The sequence below is a fragment of the Microbacterium sp. P2_F9 genome (assembly GCF_056403635.1).
In genome coordinates this window covers 1-13,923 of record NZ_JBFUFC010000166.1, presented here as the reverse complement: position 1 = coordinate 13,923, position 13,923 = coordinate 1, and the positions used below count along the sequence as shown (strand labels likewise).

Here is a 13,923-nt window from a genome sequence, read left to right as displayed (position 1 = left end):
GAGTGAAGACCGAAGTCGCCATCGCGCGGGTTCGCGCCGACGTGGCCGCGCTGCACTCCGAACTCGTCCGCTACGGACTCGTCGTCTGGACCGGCGGCAACGTCTCGGGTCGCGTGCCCGGCGCCGACCTCTTCGTGATCAAGCCCTCGGGCGTCTCGTACGATGACCTCGCCCCCGAGAACATGATCCTGTGCGACCTGGACGGCAACGTCGTCCCAGGCACTCCCGGCAGCGAGCGCACCCCATCGAGCGACACCGCCGCGCACGCCTACGTCTACCGCAACATGCCCGAGGTCGGCGGAGTCGTGCACACCCACTCCGACTACGCAGTCGCCTGGGCGGCCCGCGGCGAAGAGATCCCCTGCGTCATCACCGCGATGGCGGACGAGTTCGGCGGCCCGATCCCGGTCGGCCCGTTCGCGATCATCGGCGACGACTCGATCGGCCGAGGCATCGTCGAGACGCTCACCGGGCACCGCTCCCGCGCCGTGCTGATGCAGAACCACGGCCCGTTCACGATCGGCGCGACCGCGAAGGACGCCGTCAAGGCTGCGGTCATGTGCGAAGACGTCGCCCGCACCGTGCACTTCGCCAAGCAGGGCGGCCCCCTCATCTCCATCCCGCAGGACGCGATCGACCGGCTCTACAGCCGGTACCAGAACGTCTACGGGCAGAACTCCGACGACCGCCGGGATGCCCCGGTGGCCCGAGGCAACAACTGAATATCGGCACCACCAAGACGATGACGTCCATGAAAGGACACACACAGTGAACAACGGCAAGAAGTTCCTCATCGCCGCAGTCGCGGCAGGAGCACTCATGCTCACGGCATGCTCGGGCACCTCGGGTGACAGCGGTTCCGGCGACAGCGCAGATGGCGGCCTGATCGGCGTCGCGATGCCGACCAAGAGCTCGGAGCGTTGGATCTCTGACGGCAAGGCCGTTCAGGAAGCGCTCGAGTCCGAGGGTTACAAGGTCGACCTGCAGTACGCCGAGGACGACATCCCCACGCAGGTCTCGCAGATCGAGAACATGATCACCAAGGGCGCCAAGGCCCTCATCGTCGCGTCGATCGACGGCACGACCCTCTCGGAGGTCCTCCAGACCGCCGCGGACGCTGACATCCCCGTCATCGCGTACGACCGCCTGATCAAGGGCACCGAGAACGTCGACTACTACGCGACGTTCGACAACTTCCTCGTCGGCCAGCAGCAGGCGTGGACCGTGCTCAACGGCCTCGGCCTGACCGACCTCAAGGGTGCGCCGCTGGCCGACGCTCCCGCGGGTCCGTTCAACATCGAGCTGTTCGCCGGCTCGCTGGACGACAACAACGCGTTCTTCTTCTTCAACGGCGCCATGGACGTGCTCGAGCCGCTGATCGAGGACGGCACGCTGGTCGTCAAGTCGGGTCAGACCGAGATCGAGCAGGCCGCCACGCTGCGCTGGGACGGCGAGACCGCTCAGAGCCGCATGGAGGACATCCTCACCTCGAGCTACTCCGACGGCACCAAGGTCGACGCTGTGCTGTCGCCGTACGATGGCATCTCGCGCGGCATCATCTCGGCGCTCACCGACGCCGGCTACTCCGTCGGCGACGAGTGGCCGATCATCTCGGGCCAGGACGCCGAGGTCGACTCGGTCAAGGCGATCCTCTCCGGTGAGCAGTACGCGACGATCTTCAAGGACACCCGCGAGCTCGCGAAGGTCGCTGCCGGCATGGCCATCGCCGTTCTGAACGGCGACGAGGTCGAGGTCAACGACGAAGAGACGTACGACAACGACGTCAAGGTCGTTCCCTCGTACCTGCTCGCACCGGTCCCGGTCGTCAAGGACAACGTCGAGTCGGCTCTGGTCGACACCGGCTACTGGTCGAAGGAAGACCTCGGCCTGTAATCCGGCCGAGCTCACCGCTCGATAGCGCGACGGCGGTGGGGGAACTCCACCCTCACCGCCGTCGCCCCGTGTACGTCCCCACTGTCAGTCCCCCACGAGGAGGTCGGAGAAAGTGACCAACTACATCCTGGAGATGCGGGGCATCACCAAGACATTTCCCGGCGTGAAGGCGCTCTCGAACGTCAATTTCGAGGTCGAGCGCGRTGCCGTCCACGCCATCTGCGGCGAGAACGGCGCAGGCAAGTCCACGCTCATGAAGGTGCTGTCCGGCGTCTACGGCCACGGCACCTATGAAGGCGACATCGTCTTCGAAGGCGAGGAGGTGCAGTTCCGCAACCTCACCGACAGTGAGGCCAAGGGCATCGTCATCATCCACCAGGAGCTGGCGCTGAGCCCGCACCTGTCGATCGCCGAGAACATCTTCCTCAACAACGAGCGCAAGAATCCCCTCGGTCTCATCGACTGGAACAAGACCAACTTCGAGGCGCAGAAACTCCTCGACCAGGTCGGCCTGCGCGACAACCCGACCACCCCGATCAAGCAGATCGGCGTCGGCAAGCAGCAGCTCGTCGAGATCGCCAAGGCCCTCTCGAAGGAAGTGAAGCTCCTCATCCTCGATGAGCCGACCGCGGCCCTCAACGACGAGGACTCCGACCACCTGCTCGACCTCATCCTGCGCCTCAAGGCCCAGGGCATCACGTCGATCATCATCAGCCACAAGCTGAACGAGATCAAGAAGGTCGCCGACACCGTCACCGTCATCCGTGACGGCAAGACGATCGAGACGATCGCCAAGGACGACGTGACCGAGGATCGCATCATCCGCGACATGGTCGGCCGTGATCTCGAGCACCGCTATCCCGACCACGAGCCGCACATCGGCGAAGAGCTGCTGCGCGTCGAGGACTGGACGGCCCACCACCCGCAGGATCCCAGCCGCGTCATGGTCGACAACGTGTCGATCAACGTGCGCGCCGGTGAGATCGTCGGGATCGCAGGGCTCATGGGCGCGGGTCGCACCGAGTTCGCGATGAGCCTGTTCGGGCACAGCTACGGGTCGCGCATCACCGGCAAGGTGTTCATGCGCGGCAAGGAGATCAAGACCCGTTCGGTGGCGGAGGCGATCGAGAACGGCATCGCGTACGCCACGGAGGACCGCAAGTCCTACGGCCTGAACCTCATCGAGGACATCAAGCGCAACGTCTCGATGGCGTCGCTGCACAAGCTCACCAAGCGCGGGCTCGTCGACGACAACGAAGAGTTCAAGATCGCGAACCAGTACCGTCGCGACCTGAACATCAAGGCCCCGAACGTCCTGGTCAAGACCGGCAAGCTCTCCGGCGGCAACCAGCAGAAGGTCGTCCTCGCCAAGTGGATCTACTCGGACCCCGATGTCCTGATCCTCGACGAGCCGACCCGCGGGATCGACGTCGGTGCGAAGTACGAGATCTACACCCTCATCAACAAGCTCGCGGCATCCGGCAAGGGGATCATCGTGATCTCCTCCGAGCTGCCGGAGCTCCTCGGCATCTCAGACCGGGTGTACGCGCTCTCCGAAGGGCGCATCACCGGCGAGCTGCCGATCGAAGAGGCCACACCCGAAACCGTCCTGAAGCTCATGACCATGGAGAAGCCGCGCTGACGCGCGCCAGGAGAACACGAACATGTCCGACAACATCCCCACCAACACCGCGGTCGGCGCGAACATCAACCCGACCGAGAACAAGTTCACCAACTGGCTGAGCCACGTCCTCGCCGATCTGGGCAAGAACGGCATCTTCATCGCGCTCATCGCGGTCGTCGCGCTGTTCGCGATCCTGACCGACGGCATCCTGCTGCGGCCGCAGAACATCTCCAACCTGATCGTTCAGAACGGCTACATCCTCGTTCTGGCCATCGGCATGGTGATGGTCATCATCGCGGGCCACATCGACCTGTCGGTCGGATCGGTCGCGGCCTTCGTCGGCGCCTGCTCCGGCGTCTTCGCGGTCACGTGGGGCCTGCCCTGGTGGCTGTCGGTGATCCTGTCGCTCATCATCGGCGCGCTCGTCGGCGCATGGCAGGGCTTCTGGGTCGCCTTTGTCGGGATCCCCGCCTTCATCGTGACCCTCGCGGGCATGCTGATCTTCCGCGGCCTCGCGCTGGTCGTGCTCCAGAACGCGAACATCGGCTCGTTCCCGACCGAGTACCGCGCCCTCGGCAACGGCTTCATCTCGAACGTCTTCGGCGCCGACACCGACCCCGACCTGTTCACGCTGGCCATCGGAGGCCTCGCGATCGCGGCGTTCGTGATTCAGCAGGTGCGCACGCGCTCCGGCCGCAGCAAGTACGGCCAGGAGGTCGAGCCGCTCACGTGGTTCATCACCAAGCTCGTGCTGATCGCCCTCGTCATCGGCTGGTTCGCCTGGGCGCTCGCGTCCTACAAGGGCATCCCCGTGACGCTGGTCATCCTGGCCATCCTCGTGCTGGTCTACGGCATCGTGATGAACCGGACCGTGTTCGGCCGTCACATCTACGCGATCGGCGGCAACCGTCACGCAGCGGAGCTCTCCGGCATCAAGACCCGCCGGGTGGACTTCTGGCTGTTCGTGAACATGGGCACGCTGGCGGCTCTGGCCGGTCTGATCTTCACCGCGCGACTGAACCTCGCCGGCCCGAAGGCTGGCGACGGCTTCGAGCTCGAGGCGATCTCGGCGGCCTTCATCGGCGGCGCGGCGGTCCAGGGCGGTGTCGGCACGATCGGCGGCGCGATCATCGGTGGTCTGATCATCGGTGTCCTGAACAACGGCATGTCGATCATGGGCATCGGCATCGAGTGGCAGCAGGCCGTCAAGGGCCTCGTCCTGCTCCTCGCCGTCGCCTTCGATGTCTACAACAAGCGGCGCTCGGGCAACTGAGCAGCTGCGACCTACGAGAAACGCCCCGCCAATCGGCGGGGCGTTTCTCGTTGCACCGGCTCGGCTCAGTCCGCGGACGAGAGCTGTTCGGAGAGCGCAGCACCCGGGTGCGCCGCGAACGCGACATCCAGTGAACGCGCCAGGTCGGCGATCACATCGGCAGTCTCCTCCAACCCGATCGACAGGCGGATCGTGGTGGGTGCGATGCCCGCGTCGGCGAGCTGCTCCGCGTTGAGGTGACTGTGCGTCATCGACGCGGGGTGGTTTACCAGGCTGCGCGCGTCGCCGATGTTGGCCACGAGCTTGACCACCTCGAGGCCGTCGACGACCTGCTGGACGCGGACCCAGTCGAGGTCGGCGTCACCCGATGAGGCGAGGTCGAACGAGAAGACGGCCGACGTGCCACGGGGCAGGTACCGTACCGCGTTCGCATGCCACGGGCTGGACTCCAGGCCGGGGTGATGGTGCCGACGCATCCGCAGATCCAGGGTCTCAAGGCCCTGCAGGAACTGGAAGGAGCCCCACGCCGAGAGAGTGGGCCCGAAGTCGTGGACGAACTTCGTCTTGAGGTACACGGCGAGCGCGAGGCCCTCCGCACCGAACCGCTCCCAGAGCACGAGGTCGCCGAAGCGCGGGTAGGGCGCCGTGAACTGCGGCCAGCGGGCGGGATCGGCGCCGAAGTCGAACGAGCCGATGTCGACGATCACGCCGCCCAGGGCCGTGCCGTGACCGCCGATGTACTTCGTCGCCGAGTGCACCACGATGTCCGCGCCGAAGTCGCCCGGTCGCAGCAGGTACGGCGTCGCCACGGTGTTGTCGATGACGAGCGGCACGCCGACTTCATGGGCGACGTCGGCGATCGCGCGGATGTCGAGCACAGTGGCGAGCGGATTGGTGATCGACTCGGCGAAGAACAGGCGCGTCTCCGGCCGCGCGGCGGCGCGCCAACCTTCGACGTCGTCCTGGTCGACGAACGTGACATCGATGCCGAAGTCGGCGAGCGAGTCGGCGACCAGGTCGACCGTGCCGCCGTAGAGCTGCTTGGCGGCGACCACGTGGTGACCCCGCGATGCCAGCGCGAGGATCGCGCCCGCCGTGGCGGCCTGGCCGGAGGCGACGGCCACCGCGGCGCGGCCGCCTTCGAGCAGCGCCAGGCGCTCCTCGAACACGAGCTGGGTCGGATTGGCGTTTCGGCTGTAGACGTTGCCGAGCTTGGTGAGCGCGAATACGTCGCGGGCGTCTGCCAGCGAGGCGAACTCATACGCGTTCGACTGGTAGATCGGCGAGATCGCCGTGTTCTGCGGCACCCCCGCCCGGTACCCCGCCTGCACCTGCAGCGTGGCGAATCCCAGGGGGGCGGATGCCTCGCCGTCGACGTCGGCGGGCGGGGTGGACGAATCGGTCATCCCGACATCGTTCCATGCCCCCCTGGGATTGCGGCAAATCGCTGTGTCGCAGTGTTTCTCCCGGGGCGATCAGGGAGCGAGCACGACCTTGCCGTCGACGCCTTCCTGCACGAGGCGGTGCGCCTCGGGCGCGTCCGCGAGCGGCACCGTCGGCCCGAGCTCGATCGTGAACCGGCCTGCCGCGATGAGCGCGAGCGTCACCGGGATCGCCTCGGCGCGCCACGTCAGCTGCTGCGCGGTGAGAGGTTCAGGGCTGCCGCCCGCGAACGCACGGATACCGAGGCCCGCGGCATCCCGTCCGCGCACGATCGTCGCGATCCTGGACTTGTCGTCGAGGAGTCGCACCGAGGCGGCGAGCGCGTCGTCGGTGCCTGCCGCGTCGAGGATCACGGTCACTCCCTTCGGGGCGGCGGCGCGGACGCGGTCTTCGAGGCCGTCGCCGTACTCGACGGGGGTCGCCCCGAGGGCGCGCACGCGGTCGAAGCGCCGCGGGGAGGCGGTGGCGATGACGGTGGCGCCCCAGAGCACTGCGAACTGGATCGCGGCCTGGCCGACCGCGCCCGAGCCGCCGTGCACGAGCAGGGTGTCTCCCGCGCCCACGGCGAGCGAACGCAGCGACTGGTAGGCGGTGCCTGCGGGGACGCCGACGGCGGCGCCCTGCGCGGCCGTGACCTGCGGGGGCCGCGGGTGCGCCTTGGCGGCGGGAACGACGATGTCGCTGGCATACGCGCCCTGCGCGCCGACGACGACCACCGGATCGCCCACGCGGAAGCCCTCGACGTCGTCGCCCAGTGCGGTCACGACGCCGGCGGCGTCCGACCCGACTCCACGGGGCTCGACGATCGGGCCGCTCGGGCGGAGGCCGCTGCGCAGCTTCCAGTCGATCGGATTGACGCCTGCGGCCTCTACCCGGAGGGCGATCTCGCCCGCTCCGGGAACGGGAATGGGGATCTGGGAAAGGGTCAGGACCTCGGGTCCGCCGAACTCTGTGTAAACGATCGCATCAGCCATGCAGGGCGCAACTGGCCGCGACGGGCGGGCATTCCCGACGTGACGGCAGATCTCGCCCATCCAGGGTGAGGGCTGTGCTCAGGGGCGCAGCGCCTTTTGGATGCGGGGGAGCGAGACCGCCTCGGCGGTGCCGAGCGTCTGCGCGAACAGGCTCACCCGGTATTCCTCGAGCAGCCAGCGCGCCTGGACGAGCTGCGGGGGAGCGTCCGTCGCGACGGGCACGACGCCGCCGGCCTCGGCGAAGAGGACGGCCGCCCGCTCGAACTCCGTCATCCGCTGCCGATCGCGACCGGGATTGTCCGCGAGGGCGGCGAGACGCGCGCCGGCGGCGGCGAGGTAGCGGGGCAGATGGGCGAGCCGGGCGAGCCCGGTGCGCCCGACGAAGCCGGGGAAGACGAGGCCGGCGAGCTGGCCCTTGACGTCGTTCAGCGCGCCGAGGAGCGTGAGCGAGTTCTGCCCGCGCAGCGTGCGCTCGACGTCTCTCGCGGCCGTGAGGATGCGTGCGCTCAGCGACACCGCCTGGAAGAGCTCGTCGACGACGACAGCGGAGAGGGCGTCGCGCACGCGGTCGAATTCGGCGCGCGTGCGCACCTCGCCGGTCGGGACGGTGCGCGCGATGACGGCATCCGCGACAGCCGCGCGGGCATCTTCGACGAGGGCCTTCGCCGAAGGATAGGGCGAGGCCGCGAGCGCGAGCTTCTCGTTCGAGGTCAGGTGATCGAGCACGTACGCCGACGGCGACGGGACGGCGAGGAGCAGAAGCCGGCGGACGCCGGCGCTGGTGGCGGATGCCGCGGCCTCGGGGGTCGCCTCGATCCGCAGTGCCGCCGAGGCCCCCTCGTCGACGAGGGCCGGGTAGCCGCGGACGACGCCGCCCGCGACCCGGGTGTCGACGACGGCGGGGAGGTCGCCGAAGGTCCAGTCGGTCAGACCGGACTGCTCGGCGAAGCCCTGGTGGGAGGGTGGCGTGGGGCCCTGGCGGGGGGCGGGGCGCGTTGTCGGGGCCTCGGCCTTCGTCAGCGACCTGGCCACAGAGGCTCTGGCGCGATCGGCGAGCGTCTGCTGGAGGACGGCGAGGTCGCGGTCCGAGCCGACGGCGCGGCCGCGCTCATCCACGGCGCGGAACGAGATCCGCAGGTGCGGCGGCACGCGGTCGAGGTCGAAGTCCGCCGCGGTGACCGGGCTGTTGGCGATGCGTTGGATGCGCGCCGCGAGGGCATCGCGCAGCGTGGCGGGTGGGCGGCCGGCGTGCGATTCCGGCCCCTGTCCGTCGAGTTCTCCGGCGAAGCGGGCCGCCCAGTCCGCGGCAGGCACGACGTGACGGCGGATCGCCTTGGGCAGCGAGCGGATGAGCCCGGCGATGAGTTCGTCCCGCATCCCGGGCACCTGCCAGTCGAAGCCGTCCGTGCGCAGCTGGGCCAGCAGGGCGAGCGGCACGATCGCGGTGACCCCGTCGTCCGGCGCTCCCGGCTCGAAGCGGTAGGCGAGGGAGAGCACCTGATCGTCCTGCAGCCAGCGGGCGGGGAAGTCGCGCTCGTCGCCGCGCGACGCACCCTCGACGAGGTCGGCTTCGGCCATGTCGAGCAGGCGCGGCGTGCGCGCCTGAGCATCCAGCCACCACGTCTCGAACGAGCGCGCGTCGAACACGTCCTGCGGGATGCGGGCGTCGTAGAAGGAGTACACCGCCTCGTCGCCGACCAGGATGTCGCGCCGACGCTCACGCTCCTCGACTTTCTCCAGCCGGCGGCGCAGTTCGAAGTTGCGTCTCTCGAAGGCGGTGAGGCGCTTGTCCAGATACGAGGAGTCCCAGTCGCCCTCCACGAGCGCGTGACGCAGGAACAGCTCCCGGGCGAGCGGACGGTCGACGCGCGCGAGCTGGACGCGGCGCCGAGGGACGATGTCGACGCCGAACAGGGTCACCTTCTCGTACGCGGCGGCCGCGCCTGAGCTCTTCGACCAGTGCGGCTCGCTCAGCCGGCGCTTGGCGAGGTCTCCGGCCAGCGGCTCCGCCCACTCCGGGTCGATCGCCGCGACCGTGCGGGCGAACAGGCGGCTGGTCTCCACCAGCTCGGCCGCCATGACCGCGGTGGGCGGCTTCTTGCGCAGTCCGGAGCCGGGGAAGATCGCGAAGCGGGCCCCGCGGGCTCCGAGGTAGTCGCGACTGGCCTGAGCCGACTTGCGGGTCTGGGCCTCGGGCCGGCCACGGGCGGTGGTCGTGCGCTCGTCGATGATCCCGATGTGCGACAGCAGGCCGGAGAGGATCGCCTTGTGGATGGCGTCCGGATCCGCTGCGGGACCGTCGGCAGCGGCATCCGTCCGTCGGCGGCCGACGAGGCTGCCGAGCTGGCGGTGCACATCGGCCCACTCCCGCACGCGCACGTAGTTCAGATGCTCGGCCCGGCACAGGCGGCGGAACGCACTGGAGCCGAGGGCGCTCTGCTGCTCCTGCAGGTGGTTCCACAGATTGAGCAGCGAGAGGAAGTCGCTGGTGGGGTCGGTGAACCGGGCGTGCAGGCGGTCGGCCTCCTCCCGGCGCTCCTCGGGGCGCTCGCGAACATCCGGAATCGACAGTCCGGCGACGATCGCGAGCACATCAGGCAGCACGCCGGTGCGCTCCGCCTCGATGAGCATGCGGGCGAACCGCGGGTCGATCGGCAGCCGCGAGATCTTGCGGCCGAGATCGGTGAGGCGGGGTGCGCCGGTCTCGACCGCGCCGATCTCCAGGAGCAGGTCGAACGCGGCTTTGACCCCGCGTGAGTCGGGGGGCGTGAGGAACGGGAACGACGTGACGTCGCCGAACCCGAGTGCGAGCATCTGCAGGATGACGGCGGCCAGGCTCGTGCGCAGGATCTCCGGCTCGGTGAACTCGGAGCGTCGGTCGAAGTCCTCCTCGGCATACAGCCGGATCGCGATGCCCGGGGCGGTGCGCCCCGCTCGCCCCGCGCGCTGCTGCGCCGACGCCTGCGAGATCGCCTCGATCGGCAGGCGCTGGATCTTGCTGCGGCTGCTGTAGCGCGAGATGCGCGCCGTGCCGGTGTCGATGACGTACCGGATGCCTGGCACGGTCAGGCTCGTCTCGGCGACGTTCGTCGCAAGGATGACGCGGCGGCGGACGCCCGCGACCTGCGACCGCTCGAACACCCGATGCTGCTCAGCCGAGCTCAGTCGCCCGTAGAGGGGGAGCACCTCGGTGGGCGCGGCATCCTTCGCGTACGCGCCCCGGACGGCGTCCATCGCGTCGCGGATCTCGGCCTCCCCTGGAAGGAAGACGAGCACGTCGCCGGCGGGCTCGCGATCGAGTTCGCGCAAGGCCGTCACGATCGCGTCGACGTCGTCGGGCTCCGCGGCCCCCTTCTTCTCGCTCGCCTGCTCGGTCATCGGCGGGCGATACCGGATCTCGACGGGATAGGTGCGGCCGGACACCTCGATGATCGGGGCGGGGTTGCCCGCGGCATCCGCGAAGTGCTTCGCGAAGCTCTCCGGATCGATCGTCGCCGACGTGATGATCACCTTGAGGTCGGGACGCTGAGGGAGCATCCGGGTCAGATACCCGAGCAGGAAGTCGACGTTCAGCGAACGCTCGTGGGCCTCGTCGACGATGATCGTGTCGTAGCGGCGGAGCAGGCGATCGCGGTGGATCTCGTTGAGCAGGATGCCGTCGGTCATCAGCGCGACGCGGGTGTCGGCGGTCACTTTGTCGGTGAAGCGCACCTTGTAGCCGACCGTCGATCCCAGTGGCACCTCGAGCTCCTCGGCGATGCGCTCGGCGATCGAGCGAGCGGCGATCCGGCGCGGCTGCGTGTGCGCGATGTTCGTGCGGCCGAGCTGGAGGCAGATCTTCGGCAGCTGGGTCGTCTTGCCCGATCCGGTGGCACCCGCGACGATCACCACCTGGTGGTCGCGGATGGCGCGCGCGATCTCGTCCCGGGCGGCGCTGACGGGCAGCTCCGGCGGGTAGGAGATCACGGGTTCGGGCGCGGGCATAGCCTTCGATCGTACCGAGCATGGGGAGGATCATGTAAACCATGGACCGGCGCCGGCCCGCCCTGGAAGGAGAAGTCCCCATGTCCGCTGCGAGCACAGCCGTGCGGCTGAAGGCGCTTCCTGCTGTCCACCTGCACGAGGTGGTCGGCTCGGCGCCCGGATTCGGGCCGGAGAACATCGGACCGGTGATCGGCCCGCTCTACGACCGGCTGATCCCCGCCCTCCAGTCCGCCGGCATTCCCCTGCGCGATCCATCGACGATCTACTACACCGGCGAGGGCACCGATATGCAGTCGGAGAGCGGATCGGTAGCTGTCCATGTCGGGTTCCCCGCCGAACCCGGCGATCGCGCGGGTGAGTTCACGGAGGTCACGCTTGACGCCGTGCCGCTCGCCGCGACGCTCATCCACCACGGGGTCATGGCGCGCATGGGCGACTCGTGGATGGCGCTGAACGAGTGGATCGAGCAGAACGGCTATCGCTTCGCGGGGGCGTGCCGCGAGGTGTATCTCGTCTCGGCGCCGCTGCCGCAGGAGGAGTGGGTGACCGAGCTGCAGTGGCCGGTCGAGCGCACGGACTGATTTTGCCCGGTCGGGCCGTCTTCGAGCCGCGCGGCCCTCCGGGGTGTCGAGGTTCAGACATGTTCTCCAGGCTCATTGAACTTCATGTTCACACGACCCCGCGTGGAGCCCGAGTGGAGCCGGAACTGAGCCGCGCTCCAGGTGCGGCCCCTGTGAGTGCCAAGTTCAATGAGGAACAGGACGATCGTGCGGTGCCGGACGTCCCCTGGTCGTCCGGCGATGCAGTCGTGTGAACGCGAAGTTCAGTGAGGTTTGCGAAGGTGCCCGACATTTCGGGATAGTTGCCCGACGCTCTCCTCCGCAACGGTGCGCCCCCTGTTCTTTCCCACCGCTGAGGCACGCGAGTCCGCCGCGAAAAGGCGGAGCCATAGCCTCCGACGATGCATCCTTTCGAAGCCATGGCCGAGCCGGCGCGGCGCAGGATCGTCGACATCCTCGCGAGCGGTGAGCACACATCGGGTCAGCTGGCGGAGGTGATCGGCACTGAGTTCCGGATCAGCCGGACGGCCGTGTCGAAGCATCTGCGGGTGCTGCGCGACGCCGGGTTCGTCGACGTCCGAGCAGAGGAGCGCTTCCGCTGGTACCGGCTGACGCCGGACGCCATCTCGATCCTTGCGCGCACGGTCAACGACCTTCGCAGGAAGTGGAGGATGCGCAGCGGGTGGGATGCCGACGCCCAAGCCAAACGCGATCCGCTCGCCACGCCGATGCCGCGGTACCGACCGGTTCGACGCAAAGGGCGCGGGCGTCCCTATCGCCGTGGCCTCCGAGGCAGGCAGACTGATCCGCCCCGCGCAAGCGACCCGGACGCCGGGCTCTATCCACCTTCTAGGGTGGACTGATGACAGTTCCCTCCGTGCAGCTCAACGACGGCCACCTCATCCCTCAGCTCGGCTACGGAGTGTTCCGCGTGCCGGCGGATGACACCGAACGCGCGGTTGCCGAGGCGCTCGAGGTCGGCTACCGCCACATCGACACCGCGGCGATCTACGGCAACGAGACGGGCGTCGGCGCCGCGATCGCAGCGAGCGGCCTCGCCCGTGGCGACCTGTTCGTCACGACGAAGCTGTGGAACGACCGGCACGACGGCGACGAACCCGCCGCCGGACTCGCGGAGAGTCTCGACAAGCTCGGTCTCGACCAGGTCGACCTCTACCTCGTCCACTGGCCCACCCCGGCCCGCGACAACTACCTGCACGCCTGGGAGAAGCTCATCGAGCTGCGGGATGCCGGGCTCGCGCGCAGCATCGGAGTGTCGAACTTCCTCGTGCCGCACCTGGAGAAGATCGTCGCCGCGACCGGTGTGACCCCGGCCGTCGACCAGATCGAGCTGCACCCGGCCCATCAGCAGCGTGAGATCACCGACTGGGCCGCCGCGCACGGCGTGAAGATCGAGGCGTGGGGACCGCTCGGCCAGGGCAAGTACGACCTGTTCGGCACGCAGCCGGTCGCGGCCGCGGCAGTCGCCCATGGCAAGACGCCCGCGCAGGTCGTGCTGCGCTGGCACGTCCAGCACGGCAACATCGTGTTCCCGAAGTCGGTGCGCCGCGAACGGCTCGAGGAGAACCTCGACATCTTCGACTTCGAGCTGAGCGCCGCCCAGGTCGCCGCGATCGACACGCTCGACACCGGCGACGGCTCGGGTCGCGTCAGCGCGCACCCCGACGAGGTCAACTGACCGGGGATGCCGTGAACTCGCGCCTGGCCGCCTCCGCGAGCCCCTACCTGCGGGCCCACGCCGACAACCCGGTCGAGTGGTATCCGTGGGGCGAGGAGGCCTTCGCCGAGGCGCGCCGGCGCGACGTGCCGGTGTTCGTGTCGATCGGCTATTCGACCTGCCACTGGTGCCATGTGATGGCGCGGGAGTCGTTCCAGGATGCCGCGCTCGCCGCGCGCCTGAACCAGGACTTCGTGGCGATCAAGGTCGACCGCGAGGAGCACCCGGAGGTGGATGGCGCGTACATGGCCGCCGCCGCGGCGTTCACTCCGCATCTCGGCTGGCCGCTGAGCGTGTTCGCCACCCCCGACGGCGGACCCTTCTTCGCCGGCACCTACTTTCCRCCGGCACCGCGGGCCGGGTCGCCATCGTTCGGGCAGATCCTCGACGCGGTGCACGAAGCCTGGTCCACCCGGCGCGACGCCGCCGAAGGC

At 68.9% G+C, this 13,923-nt stretch carries 11 protein-coding genes; 8 read left to right on the top strand and 3 right to left on the bottom strand.

Annotation, left to right across the window (positions count from 1 at the left end; all coding sequences use genetic code 11):
* Positions 1 to 2: 2 nt before the first annotated feature.
* From AC1DVT_RS15245 to mmsB, 4 genes are all read left to right on the top strand, one after another.
* Positions 3 to 722, top strand: coding sequence for an L-ribulose-5-phosphate 4-epimerase (locus AC1DVT_RS15245; protein ID WP_477389863.1), 720 nt, complete (start codon positions 3 to 5; stop codon positions 720 to 722).
* Positions 723 to 819: 97 nt separating this feature from the next.
* Positions 820 to 1,893, top strand: a complete 1,074-nt coding sequence (gene chvE / locus AC1DVT_RS15240; RefSeq protein ID WP_477389864.1) for a multiple monosaccharide ABC transporter substrate-binding protein — start codon at positions 820 to 822, stop codon at positions 1,891 to 1,893.
* 112 nt (positions 1,894 to 2,005) lie between these two features.
* A complete protein-coding gene (mmsA, locus tag AC1DVT_RS15235; protein ID WP_477389862.1) occupies positions 2,006 to 3,535 on the top strand; it encodes a multiple monosaccharide ABC transporter ATP-binding protein in 1,530 nt (509 codons plus the stop codon).
* 22 nt (positions 3,536 to 3,557) lie between these two features.
* Positions 3,558 to 4,790, top strand: a complete 1,233-nt coding sequence (gene mmsB, locus AC1DVT_RS15230; RefSeq protein ID WP_457101108.1) for a multiple monosaccharide ABC transporter permease — start codon at positions 3,558 to 3,560, stop codon at positions 4,788 to 4,790.
* 65 nt (positions 4,791 to 4,855) lie between these two features.
* On the opposite strand, the gene AC1DVT_RS15225 is transcribed toward mmsB, so the two are convergent.
* The 3 genes from AC1DVT_RS15225 to hrpA form a co-directional block, all read right to left on the bottom strand.
* Positions 4,856 to 6,196: an O-acetylhomoserine aminocarboxypropyltransferase/cysteine synthase family protein gene (locus AC1DVT_RS15225; protein WP_477389861.1), complete on the bottom strand. Its 1,341-nt coding sequence runs from the start codon at positions 6,194 to 6,196 to the stop codon at positions 4,856 to 4,858.
* Positions 6,197 to 6,265: 69 nt separating this feature from the next.
* Positions 6,266 to 7,207 carry a quinone oxidoreductase family protein gene (locus AC1DVT_RS15220; RefSeq protein WP_477389860.1) on the bottom strand — a complete coding sequence of 314 codons (942 nt, stop codon included), beginning with the start codon at positions 7,205 to 7,207 and terminating at the stop codon, positions 6,266 to 6,268.
* A 78-nt stretch (positions 7,208 to 7,285) separates the two neighbouring features.
* Positions 7,286 to 11,191, bottom strand: coding sequence for an ATP-dependent RNA helicase HrpA (gene hrpA / locus AC1DVT_RS15215; RefSeq protein WP_477389859.1), 3,906 nt, complete (start codon positions 11,189 to 11,191; stop codon positions 7,286 to 7,288).
* 80 nt (positions 11,192 to 11,271) lie between these two features.
* Between hrpA and AC1DVT_RS15210 the strand changes: the two genes are divergently transcribed.
* From AC1DVT_RS15210 to AC1DVT_RS15195, 4 genes are all read left to right on the top strand, one after another.
* Positions 11,272 to 11,772: a GyrI-like domain-containing protein gene (locus AC1DVT_RS15210; protein WP_477389858.1), complete on the top strand. Its 501-nt coding sequence runs from the start codon at positions 11,272 to 11,274 to the stop codon at positions 11,770 to 11,772.
* Positions 11,773 to 12,152: 380 nt separating this feature from the next.
* Positions 12,153 to 12,614 (top strand): ArsR/SmtB family transcription factor, encoded by a 462-nt coding sequence (locus AC1DVT_RS15205; RefSeq protein WP_477389857.1) that lies wholly within the window; start codon positions 12,153 to 12,155, stop codon positions 12,612 to 12,614.
* Positions 12,614 to 13,450 carry an aldo/keto reductase gene (locus AC1DVT_RS15200; RefSeq protein WP_477389856.1) on the top strand — a complete coding sequence of 279 codons (837 nt, stop codon included), beginning with the start codon at positions 12,614 to 12,616 and terminating at the stop codon, positions 13,448 to 13,450. The genes AC1DVT_RS15205 and AC1DVT_RS15200 overlap by 1 nt, the downstream gene beginning before the upstream one ends.
* Positions 13,451 to 13,461: 11 nt before the next feature.
* Positions 13,462 to 13,923 (top strand): DUF255 domain-containing protein (locus tag AC1DVT_RS15195; protein ID WP_477389855.1); only part of this gene is annotated, 462 nt, incomplete at its 3' end.